The 19,717-nt window shown below is 65.0% G+C and carries 19 protein-coding genes; 4 read left to right on the top strand and 15 right to left on the bottom strand.

The window, feature by feature from the left end; all coding sequences use genetic code 11:
• Positions 1–939: an acyltransferase domain-containing protein gene (locus AB7G19_RS28080; RefSeq protein WP_441268473.1), complete on the top strand. Its 939-nt coding sequence runs from the start codon at positions 1–3 to the stop codon at positions 937–939.
• Between the two features lie 195 nt (positions 940–1,134).
• Here the strand turns inward: AB7G19_RS28080 and AB7G19_RS28075 are convergent, their stop codons facing one another.
• The 7 genes from AB7G19_RS28075 to AB7G19_RS28045 form a co-directional block, all read right to left on the bottom strand.
• Complete coding sequence (locus tag AB7G19_RS28075) at positions 1,135–2,181, bottom strand: helix-turn-helix domain-containing protein (RefSeq protein WP_063986513.1); 1,047 nt, start codon at positions 2,179–2,181, stop codon at positions 1,135–1,137.
• 256 nt (positions 2,182–2,437) lie between these two features.
• Complete coding sequence (locus AB7G19_RS28070; RefSeq protein ID WP_441268472.1) at positions 2,438–3,736, bottom strand: biotin/lipoyl-binding protein; 1,299 nt, start codon at positions 3,734–3,736, stop codon at positions 2,438–2,440.
• 10 nt (positions 3,737–3,746) lie between these two features.
• A complete protein-coding gene (locus AB7G19_RS28065) occupies positions 3,747–3,950 on the bottom strand; it encodes a DUF1656 domain-containing protein (RefSeq protein ID WP_028155834.1) in 204 nt (67 codons plus the stop codon).
• Positions 3,947–5,785 carry an FUSC family protein gene (locus AB7G19_RS28060; RefSeq protein WP_441268852.1) on the bottom strand — a complete coding sequence of 613 codons (1,839 nt, stop codon included), beginning with the start codon at positions 5,783–5,785 and terminating at the stop codon, positions 3,947–3,949. Before AB7G19_RS28060 ends, AB7G19_RS28065 begins: the two co-directional genes overlap by 4 nt.
• 216 nt (positions 5,786–6,001) lie before the next feature.
• Entirely contained in the window at positions 6,002–6,382 is a 381-nt protein-coding gene (locus AB7G19_RS28055) for a response regulator transcription factor (RefSeq protein ID WP_441268471.1), read from the bottom strand.
• Positions 6,383–6,482: 100 nt separating this feature from the next.
• On the bottom strand, positions 6,483–7,154 hold the full coding sequence (locus tag AB7G19_RS28050; RefSeq protein ID WP_038944749.1) for a response regulator transcription factor: 672 nt from the start codon (positions 7,152–7,154) through the stop codon (positions 6,483–6,485).
• On the bottom strand, positions 7,151–9,028 hold the full coding sequence (locus AB7G19_RS28045) for a PAS domain-containing sensor histidine kinase (protein WP_441268470.1): 1,878 nt from the start codon (positions 9,026–9,028) through the stop codon (positions 7,151–7,153). Before AB7G19_RS28045 ends, AB7G19_RS28050 begins: the two co-directional genes overlap by 4 nt.
• A gap of 452 nt (positions 9,029–9,480) precedes the next feature.
• Between AB7G19_RS28045 and AB7G19_RS28040 the strand changes: the two genes are divergently transcribed.
• The 3 genes from AB7G19_RS28040 (at position 9,481) to AB7G19_RS28030 (ending at position 11,462) form a co-directional block, all read left to right on the top strand.
• Positions 9,481–10,320 carry a helix-turn-helix domain-containing protein gene (locus tag AB7G19_RS28040; protein WP_441268469.1) on the top strand — a complete coding sequence of 280 codons (840 nt, stop codon included), beginning with the start codon at positions 9,481–9,483 and terminating at the stop codon, positions 10,318–10,320.
• Positions 10,321–10,343: 23 nt separating this feature from the next.
• Positions 10,344–10,526, top strand: coding sequence for a hypothetical protein (locus AB7G19_RS28035; RefSeq protein ID WP_223153619.1), 183 nt, complete (start codon positions 10,344–10,346; stop codon positions 10,524–10,526).
• A gap of 69 nt (positions 10,527–10,595) precedes the next feature.
• Complete coding sequence (locus tag AB7G19_RS28030) at positions 10,596–11,462, top strand: PhzF family phenazine biosynthesis protein (RefSeq protein WP_441268468.1); 867 nt, start codon at positions 10,596–10,598, stop codon at positions 11,460–11,462.
• 63 nt (positions 11,463–11,525) lie between these two features.
• Here the strand turns inward: AB7G19_RS28030 and AB7G19_RS28025 are convergent, their stop codons facing one another.
• From AB7G19_RS28025 to AB7G19_RS27990, 8 genes are all read right to left on the bottom strand, one after another.
• Entirely contained in the window at positions 11,526–12,257 is a 732-nt protein-coding gene (locus AB7G19_RS28025) for a YoaK family protein (RefSeq protein ID WP_441268467.1), read from the bottom strand.
• Positions 12,258–12,309: 52 nt separating this feature from the next.
• Positions 12,310–13,092 carry a 3-hydroxybutyrate dehydrogenase gene (locus AB7G19_RS28020; protein WP_441268466.1) on the bottom strand — a complete coding sequence of 261 codons (783 nt, stop codon included), beginning with the start codon at positions 13,090–13,092 and terminating at the stop codon, positions 12,310–12,312.
• A 34-nt stretch (positions 13,093–13,126) separates the two neighbouring features.
• Positions 13,127–14,743: an MDR family MFS transporter gene (locus AB7G19_RS28015; RefSeq protein WP_441268465.1), complete on the bottom strand. Its 1,617-nt coding sequence runs from the start codon at positions 14,741–14,743 to the stop codon at positions 13,127–13,129.
• Positions 14,744–14,825: 82 nt separating this feature from the next.
• The gene (locus AB7G19_RS28010) at positions 14,826–15,974 is read right to left on the bottom strand and encodes an HlyD family secretion protein (protein ID WP_441268464.1); all 1,149 of its coding nucleotides are present in this window, start codon (positions 15,972–15,974) and stop codon (positions 14,826–14,828) included.
• Between the two features lie 32 nt (positions 15,975–16,006).
• Complete coding sequence (locus AB7G19_RS28005; RefSeq protein ID WP_441268463.1) at positions 16,007–17,182, bottom strand: DUF3734 domain-containing protein; 1,176 nt, start codon at positions 17,180–17,182, stop codon at positions 16,007–16,009.
• A 33-nt stretch (positions 17,183–17,215) separates the two neighbouring features.
• Positions 17,216–18,013 (bottom strand): acetoacetate decarboxylase, encoded by a 798-nt coding sequence (locus tag AB7G19_RS28000; RefSeq protein ID WP_166353821.1) that lies wholly within the window; start codon positions 18,011–18,013, stop codon positions 17,216–17,218.
• Between the two features lie 79 nt (positions 18,014–18,092).
• Positions 18,093–19,298, bottom strand: a complete 1,206-nt coding sequence (locus AB7G19_RS27995) for an NAD(P)/FAD-dependent oxidoreductase (protein ID WP_441268462.1) — start codon at positions 19,296–19,298, stop codon at positions 18,093–18,095.
• Positions 19,299–19,414: 116 nt separating this feature from the next.
• On the bottom strand, positions 19,415–19,708 hold the full coding sequence (locus tag AB7G19_RS27990) for a hypothetical protein (protein ID WP_441268461.1): 294 nt from the start codon (positions 19,706–19,708) through the stop codon (positions 19,415–19,417).
• Between the last annotated feature and the right edge of the window lie 9 nt (positions 19,709–19,717).

The following is a 19,717-nucleotide window of genomic DNA, read 5'->3' as shown; positions in this document are numbered from 1 at the left end:
ATGACACTTGCGATCCTGTGCTCGGGACAAGGCGGACAGCATCGGGACATGTTCGCCCTGACGGGCGTTGCGCCGGAAGCGACGCACCTGTTTGCACACGCGGCAACGTTGCTGGGCGGCTGGGATCCGCGCGATTTCGTGCGCAGCGAATCTGACGAGGCTCTGCATCGCAACCGGTCCGGCCAGATTCTATGCACGTTGCAGGCACTGGCCGCCGCTGCCGGGCTCAGGGACATCATTCCACATGGCGCTATCATCGCAGGCTACAGCGTCGGTGAGGTGGCGGCATGGGGCGTGGGAGATCTGTTCGAACCGGTCCTCACGCTCGACCTCGCAGTGCGCCGCGCGGAAGCGATGGACGCCGCCACCTGCGCCGGTGACGGGCTGATCTTTGTCCGCGGTCTTTCACATGACGATATTAAGCGCCTTTGCGAGCGCCACGGTGCGGCGATCGCCATCGTCAATCCAGGCGATGCCTTCGTGATCGGCGGTGGCCGGGAGGCATTGAACGGGATTGCCGGAGAGGCGAGGGCGATGCGTGCCACAAGGATCGTCGATCTGCCGGTTCGGGTTGCCTCCCACACCGGACGGCTCGCCGAGGCGTCGGTCGTGTTTCGCGAAGTCTTGCGGTCGGCGCCGGTGGCGTTCCCGTCGGCCGCCGGTGCGCGCATCCTGAGCGGCATCGACGGCGGTTCGGTCGTCTCCGCCGAGACGGGCCACGACAAGCTCGCCGCGCAGATCTCGCAAACCGTGCAGTGGGGAAATTGCCTGCAAAGCTGTCTCGAAGCGGGTGCCACGGCATTTCTCGAATTTGGACCTGGACATGCACTGAGCCGGATGGTTGCGAGCATCGAGCCCGGCCTTCCGGTGCGGTCGCTGGACGATTTCAGGAGTCTTCAGGGCGTACGCAACTGGCTTGCGCGGCATCTCAGCGACTGAAATGGCAACAGCTTCGTTCTGGAATCGGACGGACGGTGCGCTCCGGATCGACGTGCGGCGAGGCAAAAAAAGGGGCCGTCCTTGTGGGGAGGACGGCCCAATGCTCGCATGCCTGGGAGGAGAAGGCTCGAGCCGTGACTTGGGGGTCTCAGTCACTAACACTGCCAGCATCGCCGATCCGGCGTGCAAAGTATTTCACGTCCCCACGCTGTTTCTCATTTCGCATGATTCACGAAGGTCCGCCGGCAGGACATGAGACACCGGCTCGCGTGACGGAACCGGGTCGCATTCGGCTAGCCTGGGTGACGCCAATGCGTTCCGGCTGGTGCATCGCCAACGTGCCGGCGTGTCGCCTGTCAGACGTTTGAAGACAGTCGAGAAATGCGCCTGCGTGCAGAAACCGACGGCCAGCGCCGCCTCGACCAGCGGCGTCTCGGTATTCGACAGGAGAGATTTTGCATGCTCGATGCGCTGTTGCAGGAGATACTCGCGCGGCCGGTATCCAGTCGCGGCGCGAAACTGCGCTGCGAAGTGCATCCGGGACAATCCCGCGACGCCGGCGAGGTCGGATAGGCTGATGGAGTGGTCGAAGCGCGCCCTGACATACTCCTCGACGCGTCGGAGCCGCCATTTCGGCAAGGCGTTGACTTTCGTACGCGGGGGCTCGCGCCGAGCGACGTGCATCACCAGCGTCTGGGCGATGCAGCACGCAAATTCGCGATCGGCCGAATGGCCTTGTTCGGTCAGCGCCTTCGCGAGTTGCTCGGCGAACGGGTCGCGCAACAGAAGGAGATCGTTCAGGCATTCGGGCGCGAGCGGCTCCGTTCCCTGCTGTGGAGATGGAAAGCAATTGGCCGAGATGTGGAAGTGCAGGAAATCGCACGGCGCAAGAAACTGCGCGCGGAGCGGCTTCGACGGCGCGCCGACATAGAGCGTGCCCGCCGGCATGGCGCCGTCGAAAATGGTCTGACTGCCTCTGGTCAGCTTGAGACGTGTGCTCTTCAGGGCGATCGAGAAGAAGTACCGGTCGGGAGGCGTCGTTGCATCCTCGCGCCTGACGGCCGTCTGCGCATAGGTAAAGCGCGAGATCGTGATGTCCTCGCGCGCGACGCCCGCGCGTTGCTCGGGCTGGCGCCATTTTCGTTCGTGGGGGAATGCCCGTGCCCCCTGAGAGAAATCCGGTTCGCGGGCGCCGGGTTGATGTGTCAATCGGGCGCCGGCCGCTTGCATATCGGTGAGCATCGTTCGTCCCGTCTTTTGGATTCCGCTGCCGCCGTGACGGCTGCTGAATGCCATTGGTTGACGCTCGAACGATATGTCTGATGCCGCCACAAGGCCCGTTAGCGTTGCTGAAATCGTGTTAGATTTTGCGAAAGCTGCAGGTGCGTCGGAACGTCGCGATACTCCGAATTAAGCAAGAAGAATCAAAGGCCTGCGCTGTGAGTTCCGATGTTGCGGCGCGATGCAGCTCTCTTCAGGTCGGGCGATCTGACCGGATTCAGGGAAGGCGTGGCGAGGCATCGATGCCGGGGGTGAGTCCGGGCGCGATCTTCTCCGCCGGCGGAATTGCGGGCACCCGCGCGTAGGGAAGCGCCGTCACCTCGGGAGGCTGCTGGGATGGGGATTGGAGGCAGTTGGGGCGCGGCGGATCTCCTGCGCCGAACACATCGAACATTGGGTCCACGAAGGTCGTGCGGAGCCGATGAGGCCAGGTCTGGCGATCGACCGCATCGGGCTGCCGGATCGTCACCGTGGCCGTCATGCCGGAGACCAACGGCACGCCCGGCGGCACCGTGTCGATGGCGACACGAACCGGTATGCGCTGTGCAAGCCGCACCCAGGTGTAGATCGGGTCCACGTTGGGCAGACCTTGCGTGCCCGCCGCGGCGTTTGACGGGCTGATGCCGCGGGTCACGGTTTTCACGTGTCCCAGGATCGGCTTGGAGTAACCGATGAGCTGTGCCTCGACGCGATCGCCGACGCAGACATGCGCCATCTTGGTTTCCTCGAAATAACCGTCGATCCAGAAGCTGTTGGAATCGATGATGGAGACGTTGGTGACGCCGGTCAGCGCATAGTCGCCGACGCGTAGCAGGAGATTGGTGACATAGCCGTCGACGGGGCTGAGCACATTGGTGCGCTTCAGGTTCAATTCCGCCTGTGCAAGCTGGTGAGCGGCCGCTGCGTAGGCGGCCTTCGCCTGCGAGGCGTTGCCGGCGAAGATCTGCTGCTCCTCTGGCGTCGTCGCGAGGTCGGACAGACGCCGGCGCCGGTCGGACTCGGCCTGCTTCACCTCCAGGTCCGCCGCCCGCTGGTCGACGAGGGCCTTGCCGATGCGGACGGCTACGTCGAAGTCGAAGGGATCGATGACGTAGAGCACGTCACCCTTGTGGACGAACTGGTTGTCGGCCACCCGCAGCTCCACGATTTTGCCCGCGATCTGCGGCGCGACATTGGCGACCTGCACGCGCACGCTGCCATTGCGCGTCCAGGGCGCGGTGACATAGTGCTGCCAGGTTGCAACCGATATCAGGATGGCGACCAGGGCGATGGCAAGAGTGGCGAAATGCTTGCCGACGCCGGCCATGAAACGCCCGGCGGCCTTGCGCAGCGACCGCGTCAATGGCGTCGCCTGCCGGGAAGCTTCGCCATCGTTCGCGGCGCGGTCGCTGGTCGCGCGCGCCGCGGCCTCCGTCGGGCTGGAACACGCGACGGCGTCGGCTGCGTCCGCCCGTGCTTCGGCTGAAGATTCGGGGCGGGGCGGAAAGGCCGCATCTCGAGGCAGAGCCGCGTCCATGACTTTCTCCCTAGCAAAACAGCGCGAGCAGGCCGAAGATCGACACGTAGAGGCAGAGCTCGGCCAGCGACGGGTTGCTGAAGATTCTTGTAAATCCAACGAAGCGCAGCACCGGGCGGAGCAGCAGGAATGCGAGCAGCGCCGTTGCCGCATAGGACACGATCGGGGCGATCAGCACGCCGCCCACGACGAGTTCACGATAAGTATTCGTCACGGATGCGTCCCCTGGCCGGAACCGGCGAAACTCTGCCTTGCTTCGAGGACGATGCTGGCCGGAACGAGCGCGGCGAGCACCGGATCGACGGCCAGGTTGCCTTGGGCAGCCGTCTGTCGAAGCGCCTCGGCGGCAGTCAGGATTGCGCCTCCATCTCGTAGGGTGAGCGCGGCTCGCGCGGCGCGCACCGCGTTGCCGAGTGAGGTCTCGGCCAGGCGGTCCAGTTCGGCATGGCACCGTCGCAGCACCACGGCCTCGTCGAAGCAGCGCAGCGCTTCCGCGACGACCCGAGGGGGAGGTGCCGTGGCGCCGTTCGTCGTCAGGATCTGCTCGATCCGGGCGGCATCGCGAAACGCGGCTTCCTCCGGCGCGAGGTGCCGGGCTCGCCCGGAATCGAGGCGGCTCAGCTCGCGATGGGCGTCGTCCAGCAGCAGCCGGATCCTCCGTTCGCCGGACAAGGACGGCAGCAGGAGTTGCGCCGCGAAGACCAGAACCGAGGAAAGCTGGGCAAACAGACACGTCACAAGGAATACGTCGGGGTCGTAGCTCTGCGGATTGCTCGGTGCGAGAATGACAAGCGTGAACACGAGGGAGAGCCGGCCGAGCGGCGGCATGATGCCGCTCGGCAGCGTGATCAGCAGCGCTGCGCCGATCACGAGAGGCGCAAGGCCGATCGCCAGCAGTTGAAACTCGGATACGCCGTTGAAGACGAGGTATTTCAGGATGCCGGCGAGCAGGCATGCGATCGGCATGGCAAAAACCGCCAGTGTCGTGAAGGCGCGCGGATCCGGAGCCGTCGCGCTCAGGCCGATGATGACTGCGGCAAGCGAGAGGCAGAGCGCGGTGGTCGGCCATCCCGCCATCACGAAGATGATTGCAATGAGGATGAAGTGGATCGCGGCCCTGACGCCGGCTTCCGCTGCAATGCGAGGCGAGCGGTAAAGCGGCGCGCGCCATTGCCGGAGTGGATGGTTTCCGGCCCGCAGTGCCTCGAGGCTGTCGCGCACGTCTGCATTCCTGCGGATGATCTGATCGCGCAGATGGGTCCGGCAGATCGCGATCAGGCCGGAGGCGTCGGGGTTTCGGTCGTCCCGGGACGTCGCGGATGCGGCCGGCAGCGCGGCAAGCGTACGGGAGAGCGCGAGCTCGCTCACGAGGCCCACCATCGCGGAGCGTGCGGCTGCGGTTCTGGCCGGGCCGCTGATCGACTCCGTGACGAGGCTCGCGATCTCCGGATGCAGGGCCGCGACATCGCGCAACATGTCCGCAGCAGCGGTCGCGGATGAAGCTTCACCGCGGACGGCGCGTTGCGCGAACTCCGTGACCCGGCGATGCAGTGTTTCGAGGCGGCTCGCCAGAACCGGATGATAGTCCGGCGCGGCGAGCACCTCGTTGACCAGAGCGACCGCGAGGACGCCGATGGCGATGGCGGCGCCCCGGGCGACGCCGGTCGGAAACACCTGCAACGGGCTGTCGATCTGCTGAATGGCAATCAGGGCAACGGTGATGCAGCTGAGAGCCGCCGCATAAGCGCGATTGCCGTCCAGCATCCCGGCAACGTAGACGCAGAGCCCGACCCAGATCCCCAACACTGCGGGCAGGAGCGCGCCGGTTTGGGAAAAGGTGCCGGCGATGGCGATCGATGCGATCACGCCGATGGCGGTTGCGAGCAGCCGGTAGCCTGCCTTTTCCATGCCCTGCGCGCGCGTGGGCAGCGCCAGGATTGCCACGGTGACGGCTGCCGACGAGGGGGATTCGAGTTCGAGCCAGAAGCTTACATAGAGTGCGAGGAGCATTGCCAGCAGGACGCGCAGCGCGAACGCCCAGGAACTCACCGGGAAGCCGGCGAAGACCCGCGGGCGGATGTCATCGGCAGCGCTGGTGGCGTCACCTGGCAATTATGCTCCCTCCATGCGCGGCAAAGCGTGCGGCCTGCCGGCGTCGCGAAATCAAAGGGGAGCATGAGCTGCGGGGGCCGGTATTTTCGGTCCATCAACCTGCTTTCGGGAACGCACGCCGGGAAGGCGCAGTTTGCCCGAGCCGGGGCCCGACTATTGCGGCGCGTGGCCCGCCAGGGCCTCTTCGAGGCGGCGAATGATCTCGTCGCCGCTGGACGGCTTGCCGAGATAGCAATGCGCGCCAGCCGCCATGACGCGCTGGCGCACGGGTTCGCTAGGGAAAGCGGTCATGAAAATGATCGGGAAATGGCGGCCGGAGGCAACCAGGCGCGCCTGCAATTCATCGCCGGGAATGACCGGCATCTGAACGTCGGCGATCATGCAGGCCGGATCTTCTCCCGCCGGTTCCCGCAGGAAGGCGACGCCGGACTCGTAGGCGTGGGCTTCATAGCCGAGCGAACGCACCAGGCTCGCCAGCGACGCGCGCACGCCTTCGTCGTCGTCCACGATCGCAATCACCGGGGTTTTGGCCATTGGCACACATCCTGACCGCTGTGTTCCGCAGGGAGGATATCTCCCATTGGGCGGCCGATGGGGCCTTATGCACCGTGCGGCAGTCCCGCCGGAATTATACTCAGGTTTGGTCCGTAGTCTTTCGGTTCTGAGAAATCCCGAGCGCTTCGGCCTTGCGAACGAGGTCGGCCAGCGATCGGACCTCCATCTTGCGCATGACGTTGCCGCGGTGGATCTTGACGGTGATCTCGCTGAGGCCGATCAGGCCTGCCACCTGCTTGTTCATCAAGCCGGCGGTCACATGGCCCATCACCTCGCGCTCGCGCGCCGTCAGGCTCTCATACTGGATGCGGATATCCTCCTTCGTCGCGGCTTCCGCGCGGCGCTGCGCATCACGCTCGAGCGCTGCCGTCACAGCGTCGAGCATGTCCTGATCGCGAAACGGCTTGGACAGGAAATCCACGGCGCCAGCCTTCATGGCGCGCACCGACATTGGAATGTCCCCATGACCGGTCATGAAGATGATCGGATATCTGATGCCCTGGCGGGTCAGTTGCCCCTGGAGATCGAGGCCGCTCACGCCCGGGAGCCGGACGTCCAGCACGATGCAGGCCGGTTTGTCGGGCATGACGCCGCCAAGCAGCTCGGCCGGTGAGCCGAACAGGCGTGTCTCGAGGCCGACGGATCGGAACAGGCTGTCGAGCGAGGCACGGATGCTCGCGTCGTCATCAACGATGATGACGACTGAACTGGAGGATTGGGCCGGCGGTTGCACTTGGTTTGGTCGTGTCATGGCAAGGCGTGTTCTTGGCTAAATGGCAGTGTCAGGTGGAATGTCGCGCCCGAGCCCGGAGAGCTCTCCACGGACAATCGGCCGCCGTGAGCTTCCACCGTCGTTCGGCAGATCGCAAGTCCCATGCCCATGCCGCCGCCCTTGGTGGTGAAGAACGGATCAAACAGGCGCGGCAAGTCGTCAGGCTGGATGCCCGGGCCGCTGTCCTCGACCGTGATGGCGAGGTTTTCGCCGTCCACGGTTCCGGCGCGCAGCGTAACGGTGCGGGAACCAGGCCGGCCTGACATGGCCTGGCCGGCATTGATCAGAAGATTGACCAGGACCTGCTGAAGCTGGATCCGGTCGCCGCGAACCGGCGGCAGGCCATGCTCCGTCTCGACGATGAGGGTGACGTCGTCCTTGACGAGCTCGCGCGCGACCAGGAGGGTCGCTTCCTCGATGATCTCGTCGATCTGCAGCAGATCCTGCTGGGTAGGGGCCTTCTTCAGGAAAGTCCGGATGCGGGTCACGATCTCGCTGGCGCGGCGGCCCTGAGCAACGACGTGACCGATCGTCGCCGCAACCTCCTTGAGATCGGGCACGTCGCGGCGCAGCCACCGCAAGCCAGCCTCGCCGCTGGTGACGATCGCTGCCAGAGGCTGATTCACCTCGTGGGCAATGGACGCGCTGAGCTCGCCGAGGGTGGCGACGCGCGCGGCATGCGCCAGTTCCGCCTGCGCCGCGAGCAGCGCATCCTGTGCCTGCTTGCGCTCGGTGATGTCGATGACGAAGGCGAGCACGTTGCGATCTCCGTCGGGCTCGGCCGGAAAGGTGATCGTAAACATGACGGGAACCTTGCGTCCGTCGAGACTCACGAAATCGGTCTCGCCTTCGTGGAACCGCTCTCCTTCCGCGAATGCGATCAGCGCGCCGAGGAAACGGCGGTGGTTCTCGTCCAGAAGCCTGTCCACGTTCGCGATGAAGGCCGCAGAGTCGCTTGCTCCCGCCATCTTCTGGAGGGCCGGATTGACGTCGGTAATTCTGGCGAGCCGGCGGACATGCCGCACGAATTCAGGATTTCGTGCAAGGTAGTCCCGCAACGTGGCGCCTCCGGTCTCCAGCGAATTCAGCGCGGTCCGCACTGCGCTCCAATCCTCCTCGACGACGCCGACCCGGCTTGCGTCGAACATCCGGCGGTATCGCTGCTCGCTCTGCACCAGCGCGTTATGTGCCGCGACGCGGTCCGTGACGTCGGTGTGGGTTTCAAGGACTCCAACGGGTTTGCCGAGATGGTCGTGCTGGAGCGCCCATCTTGCATCGACGGTGAGTGCGCCGCCGGCCTTCGTCCGCTGCTCCAGCCTGCCTTCCCATCGGCCGATGTCGAGCAGGCCGGCCTCGATGGCCTCTCGCCGGTCGGGATATTTGGTTCTCAGCAGCGCGTCGGCGAGTTGCCCGACCGCCTCGTCGGCCGACCAGCCGTAGGCCTGTTCCGCGGCCCTGTTCCAGAAACTGATCACGCCGCCGCGATCCCGGACGAAGATCATGTCATGCGAGAGATTGAGCAAGCGCGCCTGCGCCGCGAGGCGCTTCGTCGCCGCCTGATTCTGGAGCGCCAGCAAGGTCGTGATTCCGATGGCTGCGAGGCTCACCAGCGCACGAAGGGCAGGCGAGGCGATCGCCTCCAGATCGTGCGACAGTAGATAGGCGGTTATGGTCAGGACGCTGCAGCCGACAGCGGCGGCGATGATGTCGTTACGCCGGTGCGTCCTCGCCGCGAGCAGGATCGCAACGACGTAGAGAACTGCGACCGCGCCCTCGAGCGGCGTCAGCACATCGACCAGGAAAACCGCGAAAGCGAGGACGGCAGACCAGAACCGCAAGCCGGCGCGGCTCATCGATGAACCCGTGGCCCGATCAAGACTGGTCATCGTCGCTGGTGGTCGCTCTGCTCATTTTCGGTCACGTTGATGCCGCGATTTGATCGGGCCGACAACATGCGGCAACATGATTTTCGTGCTCTCTTGAAAGACGTTGCCGCGGTTTGATCCCGCGCGCGTGCCGATGAGGCACATTCCCCGGCAAAAACGGGGTTTTGCGTGAGTTTCCGACCATTGGCGAGCGCGTCAACTTACCGCAGGGCGAGATCAGTTCCGCCATCGCGGCGAACGGGACGCCCGTGCGGCCGGCGACGCCGCGGTCATACCTAGGTATGACGCGATCAACCCGAGAACCTATCCGGTGCACCCGCGCGTAGAATGGAGCGCGGGGACCGCCGAACTACTCTGCTCCCACATTCGGACGAGCCATTGGGTCTCGCCGGATCGAAAATGGGACAAGGAGTTCGACGATGTCGCTACAGATGTCACACCCGCTAGGCGCGAAGGATCATGTCGTCGGCTCGATCGGCGTCTCCGCCATCGATGGTTGCCAGTCCGGGCTTGCGGAACGTCCGGATCGCGCCGGCGAAAAGGCGATGACGCTGTCCCTCGTTCACCTCGATGTTGCCCTGGCCATCGAGACGCCCCCGCCGGGCGTGCGGAGATGCGCCGGCGACGGGCCCAGCTTCAGGGTATCGGCGAAACGCCTCGCGCGTGCCTCGGTCGAGACCGATCGGGAGGCCGGTGCAGGCGAGTTCCCGGACCCGGTGATGCGAAGCCTCTCCGATGCGCTCGCGGCAACCGAAGCGGCCCATCATCCTCACTCCGCCATCCTTGCGGACGCCTTGCGTCTTGCCATCCTGACCCGCAGAGCCAGCCGGCCGACGGCCGTCGCGCGCGACGAGACCGATCAGGCCGACGAGCGGTGCCGGTCTGTGCGGTCGTTACAGAAATGGCGCCTCAAGCGCGTGCTGCAATATGTCGACGAGAATTTGGCTGGCAAGATCACCTTGCAGCATCTGGCGGCGGTCGCCGGCCTCAGCCGCATGCACTTTGCCGCGCAGTTCCGCGCGGCCGTCGGCATGCGGCCTCACGACTTTCTGCTGAAGCGGCGGATCGAACGCGCCCAGGAACTGCTGAGGCGCGCCGACGTCTCGCTGGTCGACGTTGCCTTGACCGTCGGATTCCAGACCCAGGCGCATTTCACGACGGTATTCAAGCGTTTCGCCGGCGATACGCCTTATCAATGGAGGAGCGCCTACCTTGCGCAATTCCTGCCGCTGCCTCGCGCCGAAGTTGGGCCGTCATGAGCAGTGTTGGCGTTGAGGCCCTGATGCTGCCGCTGGCCGGCATTCACCTGGCGATGACGCAGCATGAAGTCACGGGCGTGCTGGAGATCGCCCGTGCTCTCGGCAACTCCTATCGCCTGGCATCGTCAGATCCGGGATCCGGCGCTCTCTATGGCCGGTTCATTTTCGATTTCTGCCGAACCATCGTCACGGTTGTCGCGCGATAGCCTCGAGCCCTTTACAAGCGGGGCAGGTCAAGCGTTAACACTGCGATGGCAAACCGCAGAGCGAGAGTCATGAGAGCCTACAAAGTCGTCGACGCCTTCTCCTCCAAACCCTTCCTGGGAAACCCCGTCGCAGTCGTCCTTGATGCTGAGGGGCTGGCGACGGCCGAAATGCAGGCAATTGCCCGCTGGACGAACCTGTCGGAAACGACATTTCTCTTGCCGCCCACGAGTTCCGAGGCGGACTACCGCCTGCGCATTTTTACCCCCCGCAGCGAACTGCCGTTTGCCGGGCATCCGACGCTCGGCAGCGCCCATGCCGTGTTGGAGGCGGGCCGCGTGATGCCCCGGGGCGGCCGTCTCGTCCAGGAATGCGGTGTCGGGCTGGTGCGGATTGCCGTGGAGGGCGATGGCGCGGAGAGGCGTCTGACGCTTACGTTGCCGCCAGCGAAGGTCACGGCTCTTTCAGCCGCAGACGTCGATGAACTGGAGGCAGTCATCGGGCATCGGATCGTTCGCGAGGTGGCTCCAGCGATCGTGGATGTCGGGGCCATCTGGGTCGTCGCGCAACTTGCCGACGCGGACAGCGTTCTCGCGCTGACGCCGGACTTCCAGCGCTCGGCTGCCTTCGAGAAGCGACTCGGTGTGACCGGGCTCTCGCTTTTTGGCCGTCACGCTGATGGCGAGGCGGCTATCGAGGTGCGTTCTTTTGCACCATCATGCGGCGTCGAGGAGGACCCGGTATGCGGCAGTGGAAACGGCGCCATCGCCGTGTTCCATCGCGACCGCGGTCTCCTCAAGGCCGGGACGAGTTACACGGCGGCGCAGGGGCGCTGCGTCGGGCGCGACGGCCGCATCGCCTTGGCGATCGAGGCGGACGGCGAGATCAGCGTTGGCGGCGCTTGCGTTACGTGCGTGGATGGCCGGATTGCCGGTTAAGCCATAGGTCGCTGGTCGATCATGCCGCGCTTCGGCTGCGGTACGCATATTGAAACAGACCCGCTAACGCACTGCGACCGCAACGGCAGACAAGGCTGCGGGAAGGGACCAGGCCCAGTCTCCCAGTACTGAAACAGCCGCCGCGGCGGCGACACAGCCGAAGATGAAGCCGAGCAAACGATGGAGCGAGCGACCCAGCGGCGTTGAATCATGCGGCAGCAGAGGGGTGCGTGGAGCGAGCAGGTCCATCGTCGACAAGACGGCATTGGCCAGATTGCCGGTCATCACCGCCGTCGAGATCGCGCCCGGCAGAGCGAGGCGAAGGAGCGCGTACTGGCAGGCCATGGCCGACACGGCGATCATCGCGGCCGCGCCGGCCCGGGATCCAGCCGCATCGGCAGATGGCCTTGTGATGACGCTGAAGATCAACAGCGCGGCCAGCACGAGGAACTGAACCCGAAGCAACAGTCGCGCCAGGCTCGAACCGTGCCGGCCGGAAGCTTGGGCGATCAGCCAGACGGTCGCCAGGGTCAGCATGAAAACGGGAATCGCCAACAATTGTGCCCAATGAAACGGGCCGCCATCGACGGCAACGACGGCGGCCAGCACGATGTTGCCGGTCACGTGAGCCGTGAAGATATGACCCAGCGTGAAGAAGCCGGTGAAGTCGACCATTCCGGCGATGATGCTGAGCAGCGGTGGCAGCCGCGCCTCCAGGCGCGACAGCTCCGCAGCGTCATCCGCTGAGTCCGCGGACCTTTGCAGCACGAGGAGGTCTCTGGCGAGCAGGGACATCTTTGGCTACTCCGATGCCGGCCGTCCACATGGGCCGCTAATTGACTATCGGCTACTGTGCCGTCCATCCGCCATCGACCGCGATCGCGGTGCCCGTGATCTGGTCCGCCGCAGGCGAACACAGGAACGCCACGGTGCCTCCAAGCTGCTCCGGAGAGACGAACTCGGATGACGGTTGTTTCTCGCCCAGGAGTGCCTTGGCGGCGTCCTTTTGACTGATGTTTTTCTGCGCGGCGGTGTCGCTGATCTGCTTTTCGACCAAGGGCGTCCGCACCCAGCCGGGACAGACTGCGTTGCAGGTCACGCCGCTGCCGGCGGTCTCCAGGCCAACCACCTTGGTCAGGCCGATCAACCCGTGCTTGGCGGCGACGTAGGCCGCCTTGTGCGTCGAAGCGACGAGGCCGTGGGTTGAGGCGATGTTGACGATCCGGCCCCAGCGCTGCTTCTTCATCTGGGGCACTGCCGCCGCGATGCCGTGAAACGCGGCCGACAGGTTGATGTCCAGGATCGCATGCCACTTGGCCGACGGAAATTCTTCCACCGGCGCGGTGAACTGGATGCCGGCATTGTTCACGAGGATGTCGAGGCGTCCGAACGTCTCGATTGTCGCGGCGATCAATCGGCGCACGGTGTCGCCCTTCGACATATCAGCGCCATCGTAGACTACGCGCACGCCGTGCTCGCGCTCGATCCCGCCGCGGATGGCTTCGATCTCGCCGGGGTCGCCGAAGCCGTTCAACACGAGGTTGACGCGGAGCCTGGCCAACTCTCTGGCGATTCCGAGCCCGATACCGCTGGTCGATCCGGTGACGACAGCGACCTTATCCTTCAACATGGCAGTTCCTTTCGACGTCAGGTGGGGTGGGGGACTAGTGGGTGCCGCCGGCCTCGATCTGGCCGGGTTTCTTCAGCATCATGGAGGCGGCGAGTGCGACGATCAGCGCGACACCGAGCAGGTAGAACATGTCGCCGAAAGCCAGGATGAAGGCCTGCTTCTGCACGATCTTGCCGATCGCGACATAGGCGCGGTGAGCGGCGTCGATGCGATCGGTCACGCCGTGGCTCATGAAATACTGCGTCAGTTTATCGAGTCTGGCTTGTGTGGCCTGTTCCAGCAGCGAGACCGACTGCGTCAGCACGTTGGAGTGATATTGCTCGCGCTTGGTGAGCAGCGTCTGCAGCAGCGCGATGCCGACGGCGCCGCCGAGGTTACGCATCATGTTGAACAGGCCCGAGGCCGAACCCGCGTTCTCCGCCTCGATGCCCGATGTCGCGACAGCCGACAGCGGGGCGAACACCAGCGCCTGACCGAAGGCGCGGACGACGTTCGGCCAGAAGAGCTGGTCGGTGGCGTAGTCGTTGGTCATCGAGATGTTCATGAAGTTGGAGGCTGCGAACAGCGCAAAGCCGACACCGATGATGAGCCGCGCGTCGAAGCGCCGTAACAGTTGCGGCACCAGCGGGATCAGCAACAGCTGCGGCAGCCCGGTCCACGCCAGCACCATGCCGATCTGCTCGGCGTTGTAGCCCTGGATGCGCGATAGATAGACCGGCAGGATGAAGACCGAGCCGTAGAGCGCGATGCCGAGCAGGAAATTGGCGAGGATACCGAAGCCGAAATTGCGACGCGCGAGGAGGCGGAGGTTCAGCAGCGGCTTCCTCGCCGCCAGCTCGATCCACAGGAAGGCCGACAGCGCGATCGCCGCGACGATCGACAGCTTGACGATGAACGGCGAGCCGAACCAGTCGTCCTTGTTGCCTTCCTCGAGCACGGTCTGCAGCGCGGCGAGGCCGATCGCCATGGTGGCGATCCCGGCCCAATCGCCCTCGCGCAGCAGCGACAGCTTCATCGGTTGCGACTCGAGCGAGACGAACAGCAAGCCGATCATGACCGCGCCCGGCACCAGGTTGACGTAGAAGATGTACTGCCAGCCCCAGTTCTCGGTGAGATAGCCGCCGATGGTCGGCCCGATCGCGGGCGCAAAGGTCGCGGAGATCGCAAACAGCGCCAGCCCGATCGGCTGCTTCGCCTTTGGCAGCAGCGTGATGATGAGCGTGAACGCCATCGGGATCAGCACGCCTCCGGTAAAGCCCTGAACGGCGCGCAACACGATCATCTGCGACAGGTTTTGCGCCAGCGCGCAGGCCGCCGAGAACACCAGGAACAACGTCGCATTGGTCAGGAGATAGATGCGGATCGAGAACGCCTGCGCGAGCCAGCCGGACAGCGGAATCACCACAATCTCGGCGATCAGATAGGAGGTCGAGATCCAGCCGCCATCATCGATACCGGCCCCGATCGCGCCCTGGATGTCAGCCAGCGAAGCGTTGACGATCTGGATGTTGAGCACCGCCATGAAGGCGCCGAGCGTGGCGCCGGCGATGGCGATCCAGGTCTTGGCGGAGACCGCCGGGGCCGGTGTGGTGACGGACCGCTCGTCTTCGCCGGCGGGCACGGCATCGATGGCCGGTTGCAGTGTGGTCATGGTTGTCTGCTCGTCGCTTGCGAGAGAAGCATTGCTGAACGGACTGTCCGGGAGGAGACAACCGCCAGGGACGCGTGTTCATTCAACTGCGAGGCTCGGGGCGCTGCGATGCGAGACGCTTTTTGCTTTCGCGTTCGGCGATCGCCACCGATCTGGTGTTGATGGTCGGCTCGGCCGACATGCCGGGACGGAGCAGGCCGGTCAGGCTGCGGTCGTCGAGGACGATTTTCACCGGCATGCGCTGTACGATCTTGGTGAAGTTGCCAGTCGCGTTGTCGGGCGGCAGCAGCGCGAACTCCAGGCCGCTTGCCGGGGACAGGCTGTCGACATGGCCCTGCAGTCTGGTGCCGCGGAAGCTGTCGATGGTCAGCTCGACGGGCTGGCCACCGCGCACATGGGTGAGCTGGGTTTCCTTGAAATTGGCGACGATGTACACGGCATCGAGCGGGACGACGGCCATCAACTGCGTACCGGCCTGGACGAATTGCCCGACCCGGAGCGAGCGCGCACCGACGGTGCCGTCGACCGGCGCGATGATGCCGGTGTAGGAGAGGTTCAATGCCGCCTGCTGCTCGACCGCGCGGGCGCGGTCGCGCTGCGCGACTGCCCTGGCGCGTTCGGTGGAGAGCACGTCGACCTTGCGCTCGGCCGCGAGCAGGCCCGACTTCGCGTGCTGCAATTGCGCGGCGGCGGCGCGCAGTGCCGCGTCGGTCTGCTGCGCGCGCTGCACCGTACCGGAGCCCGTCTTCATCAGCCCGTCGTATCGGGCCTGCTCTTCCTGCGCGAAGTTCAGATTGGCCGTGGCGGCCGCGACATCGGCCGTGCCTTGCTCGATGATCGGCTGCTGCAGGGCAAGCTGTGCATCGAGATTGCGGACAGCGGCGTCGGATGCGGCGACGTCGGCGCCGGCCTGGTCGAGCGCGGCGCGGAAATCGCGATCGTCGATCTTTGCCAGCAACTGGCCGGCCTTCACGGCTTCGTTGTCGCCGACCAGGACCTGCGCGATATAGCCCGACACTTTCGGCGAGATGATCGTGGAATCCGCCTTCACATAGGCGTCGTCCGTGGTCTCCAGATAGCGGCCGATGGTGAGATAGTGGTGGCCGAACTCGGCTGCGGCGACGACGCCCAGGGCCAGTGCCAAGGCGAGGGCGGCCCGCCTGATCGCCTGCCCGGATGGCCGAAGGCTGGTTTTGGCGCCCTGCTCGGGAGCATAGGGAATGGAAGACATGGTATTCTCCGAAACGAGGTGGGCGGTGAGATTCAGTCGCGACGATGGACGTCGTGGGTGACGATGCCGAGCTCGGGAGCCGGCGGGTCCAGGCGTCGCGGATCGGCCAGCGTGCGGCGGATATCGTCCAGTCCGCTCTGCCAGTGAGCGCGCATCGCGCTCAGCCCGAACTCGTAATCCCTCGAATGGCCCTCGTGGATCTTGGTCTGATAGATCAGGTGCACGATGTTGTAGCAACGATGGCGCGCCATCTCCGCAATCGCGCGGATCTCGGGATCGTGCCTGGCGGCGTCCGGCAATTTCGCGATCGTGCGCTGCAAGGCCTGACGCATCTTCTGCATCCGCAGTACCTGGTCGGTCACGGCGCGTGTGCGGCTCGAATACTGGATGTCCTTCTGCCGGCTCGACACTTCCATCATGTCGTGGGGAACGTGGCCCTTGGCCGACCAGAGATCGATCTGGAACGTCAGCGTGTCACACGGCTCGCCGGACAGCACGCGAGATAAAGGCGTGTTCGAAACCACGCCGCCATCCCAATAGTGCTCGCCTTCGATCTCGACGGCGGGGAAGCCCGGCGGCAGCGCACCCGATGCCATGAAATGTTTCGGTCCCAGCCGGCGCTCGGCGGTGTCGAAATAGGTCAGGTTGCCGGTGCGGACGTTGACCGCGCCGACGCTGACGCGCACGTCGCCGGAGTTCAGCCGGTCGAAGTCGACGAGCCGTTCCAGCGTCCGGTGCAGGGGTGCCGTATCGTAAAAGCTGGTTGCGGAGTCGCCCGAGAACGGTGACCAGAGCGGCGAGGGGAAGCGTGGCTTGAAGAAGCCTGGCTGGCCGTGGATCAAGGCCCGCGCCGCTGCCATTGCGTTGCGTACCGAGTTGATGTCGAACGCAAAGGGCAGTGCGTTGGCGAGCCCTTCGCCGGCGGGCCACTCGATCGAAAACGCACAGATGGTTTCCCAGAACTCGCGCAACCGTGCAACACGCTCGCCTTCGGGCGAGCCCGCGATGATCGCGGCGTTGAGCGCGCCGATCGAAATGCCGGCCAGCCAGTTCGGCCGGATGCCGGCCTCGTGCAGGCCTTCATAGACTCCGGCCTGATAGGCGCCGAGTGCGCCACCGCCTTGCAACACCAGGGCGACGACATCGTAGGGCAGCGAATTGCTCCGCTGCGGCACAGGATTGGTTTGCTCGCGCATCACGTTCAGCATTTTGAGGACTCCCGATGGTACGGATAATGTCGATCAGCCGGCATTGGCGTCGACCAGGGTCTCGGAGGATCCGCGCCGCCGCACGATTTCGCTCGAGGCCAGATAGTCGTGGACCACGGTGCCGAGCCCCAGCGTCAGGTCGGCAACGATATGCTTCGCCGAGAGCACCTGGAGGACCGGCAGCTCGGCGACGGGGGCGAGGGCGTGCGAGTACAGATCGAGCGCAGCGGGCCCAGTCCAGGCGCCCTTCACGGTGATGTCTTCGAGATGGAAGCGCACCAGCTCGCAGATGCGCGGCGTGCCGTCGACATGCGGAATGATCTTGAGCAGGAAATTCGGTGCGGCGAGCTTTTTTGCTTCGGCCGCGGCGTCGAGGGCCCGGTGCTTGTAGCCCATCGTGCCCGTCGCGATGCGGACCGAGCCGTAGTTCAAGGTGCCGACCAGCGTGTCGGTCTCGACCTCAAGTTTCGGCTGCGCCAGCTTCTTGGGAAAGCCCCAGAGCTCGCGCCCGCCTGCAATTGGCGGATGATCGTTGAGGAACATCTGGTGGACGAAGCTGCCGGCCTTGCCCTGATAGGACACCGGAATGACCTGCCCACTTTCGGTGTAGTCGCCGAATCCGGTCGAGTCCGGCATTCGGATGAACTCATAGTTCACCACCGGTTCGGTGATTTCGAGTGGTGCCGGCACGATCCGGCGCAGTGCCTCGGGATCTGTCCGGTACTGGATGATGAAGTATTCGCGATTGATGAAGCGATAGGGGCCGGGCGGGAAAGCCGGGCTGGTCAGCGGCATGGCGAACGCGCTCGCGCGCACGGTCTCGTGTTTCATCATGGTCGGCTCCGGTTGGTATGGGGTGATCGGGCCGGGCCCGCGCACGGTCGGCGCGGCCCGGCTTCGCGTGAGGCAGCTAGACCTCGCCGACGTGCTCCGGATCGGCCGAGGCCAGCGCGGCCGCACGTTCCGGTCGGGGCGGATAGATCCAGACAGTATTGATCTGCTGCTTGGTCCGCTTCGCCTCGTCGCCGACGAGTTCGAGCTTCCGATCCCAGCCTCGCGTGAAGATCGCGCCGGCTTCTCCCAGATCGAGGCATGTGGCGTAGGCCTTCTGGTGATAAGGCCTGGTCGCGACACCCAAAAGTTCGGCAGCGGCATTGTTGCCGGCAAACGCGCCCATTCGCGTGGCATGCCGGCACGACATCAGCGCGTGGTTGCCGACGTCATCACACGCTGCCTTGGCGGCATCGCCGGTGGCGAAGACGCCGGCGACACCAGGGACGCGCAAGTCGCGGTCGACAATGAGGCGGCCCAGATTGTCGCGCTCGGCCGGGATCTGCGCGGTCAAAGGAGCGGCGCGCATGCCGGCGGCCCAGATCACGGTCTCCGCTTCGATGTGTTCACCGCTGGAAAGCGTGACGCCAGACTTGTCGAGCGAGGCGACACCGGTGCCGAGGCGGGTCTCCACGCCAAGCTTGCGCAGCGCATCCTCAATGACGGGGCGGGAATCTGCGCCCATATCGTGAGCGATTGTGCTGTTGCGATCGACGATGACGACGCGCGCCTTGGCGTTCTTGCCGAGGACCGCACGCAGCCGCGCCGGCATCTCCGTCGCTGTCTCGATACCGGTGAACCCGCCGCCGGCCACGACGACCGTATCGCGTCCGTTCCTTGCAGGCCGATCGGCCAGATCATGGAGATGCCGCTCCAGCGCAATCGCATCGTCGAGCTTGTCGACGCTGAAAGCGTGCTCGGCGATGCCGGGGATGTTCGGTCGGAAAAGCCGGCTGCCGGTGGCAACGACCAGCCGATCGTAGGAGAGAGTCTGCTTCGTGCCATCGGCCGTGACGAGCTCGATCGCACGAGACTTGGTATCGATGGTCCCGGCGCTGCCTTTCACGTAGACGACGTCGATGGCCTTCAATACGTCTTGCAGAGGTGCCGTCAGGGTTTCCGGCTTGCTTTCGTAGAGGCGGGGCCGGACCACGAGCGTCGGCTCCGGTGCAACAAGCGCGATCTCGAGCTGTTCGGGCGAAGCGCCCTGAATGTCCCGCAGGCGCGCGGCAGAAAGTGCGGCGTACATGCCGGCAAAGCCGGCGCCGATAATGACGAGTCGCATTTGATGATCTCCTGTGGATTGAGCTTTCCGGGCATGGGCGCGTCACCGCCGCCGCCACTCTCGTGGCGGATCGTCGAGGCCGATGACGCGAAGACGTGAAGTGAGATCGCGAATTCTCAGGGAGAGGGGCAGCCTGGCATCGAAGCCATCGGCGGCGGCCGGCGGTGACGAAAGAAAATTGGCTCGATGGCGTTCGGACGCCAGTCGGCGTAAGGGAGCTGGCCGCCATCCCTGTCGATGATGGACATCACCGGACTTGCGTCGTGTACGGACTGCGGCGGTATTTCCACTTCCTCGCCGGTTGCCGAGGTGAAGCGAACGGCCAATGAAAGTCCGTACATGATGGCGCTTGCGGCCATCCTTCGTCGCGGCACGAGTTTGACCGGACTAACGAAGTTCTTCCAGGTCATTGTTCGTCT

Source organism: Bradyrhizobium sp. 215_C5_N1_1, assembly GCF_052075935.1.
GTDB lineage: Bacteria > Pseudomonadota > Alphaproteobacteria > Rhizobiales > Xanthobacteraceae > Bradyrhizobium > Bradyrhizobium barranii.
This window is presented reverse-complemented; position numbering and strand designations above follow the sequence as displayed.

Coding starts and splice junctions, on each gene's coding strand:
- AB7G19_RS28010 (WP_441268464.1), bottom strand. CDS start 15,974: ATGTCTTCCATTCCCTATGCTCCCGAGCAGGGCGCCAAAACCAGCCTT.
- AB7G19_RS28050 (WP_038944749.1), bottom strand. CDS start 7,154: ATGACACGACCAAACCAAGTGCAACCGCCGGCCCAATCCTCCAGTTCA.
- AB7G19_RS28055 (WP_441268471.1), bottom strand. CDS start 6,382: ATGGCCAAAACCCCGGTGATTGCGATCGTGGACGACGACGAAGGCGTG.
- AB7G19_RS28005 (WP_441268463.1), bottom strand. CDS start 17,182: ATGCTGAACGTGATGCGCGAGCAAACCAATCCTGTGCCGCAGCGGAGC.
- AB7G19_RS27990 (WP_441268461.1), bottom strand. CDS start 19,708: ATGACCTGGAAGAACTTCGTTAGTCCGGTCAAACTCGTGCCGCGACGA.
- AB7G19_RS28015 (WP_441268465.1), bottom strand. CDS start 14,743: ATGACCACACTGCAACCGGCCATCGATGCCGTGCCCGCCGGCGAAGAC.
- AB7G19_RS28020 (WP_441268466.1), bottom strand. CDS start 13,092: ATGTTGAAGGATAAGGTCGCTGTCGTCACCGGATCGACCAGCGGTATC.
- AB7G19_RS27995 (WP_441268462.1), bottom strand. CDS start 19,298: ATGCGACTCGTCATTATCGGCGCCGGCTTTGCCGGCATGTACGCCGCA.
- AB7G19_RS28000 (WP_166353821.1), bottom strand. CDS start 18,013: ATGAAACACGAGACCGTGCGCGCGAGCGCGTTCGCCATGCCGCTGACC.
- AB7G19_RS28040 (WP_441268469.1), top strand. CDS start 9,481: ATGTCGCTACAGATGTCACACCCGCTAGGCGCGAAGGATCATGTCGTC.
- AB7G19_RS28045 (WP_441268470.1), bottom strand. CDS start 9,028: ATGAGCCGCGCCGGCTTGCGGTTCTGGTCTGCCGTCCTCGCTTTCGCG.
- AB7G19_RS28075 (WP_063986513.1), bottom strand. CDS start 2,181: ATGCTCACCGATATGCAAGCGGCCGGCGCCCGATTGACACATCAACCC.
- AB7G19_RS28070 (WP_441268472.1), bottom strand. CDS start 3,736: ATGGACGCGGCTCTGCCTCGAGATGCGGCCTTTCCGCCCCGCCCCGAA.
- AB7G19_RS28025 (WP_441268467.1), bottom strand. CDS start 12,257: ATGTCCCTGCTCGCCAGAGACCTCCTCGTGCTGCAAAGGTCCGCGGAC.
- AB7G19_RS28035 (WP_223153619.1), top strand. CDS start 10,344: ATGCTGCCGCTGGCCGGCATTCACCTGGCGATGACGCAGCATGAAGTC.
- AB7G19_RS28030 (WP_441268468.1), top strand. CDS start 10,596: ATGAGAGCCTACAAAGTCGTCGACGCCTTCTCCTCCAAACCCTTCCTG.
- AB7G19_RS28080 (WP_441268473.1), top strand. CDS start 1: ATGACACTTGCGATCCTGTGCTCGGGACAAGGCGGACAGCATCGGGAC.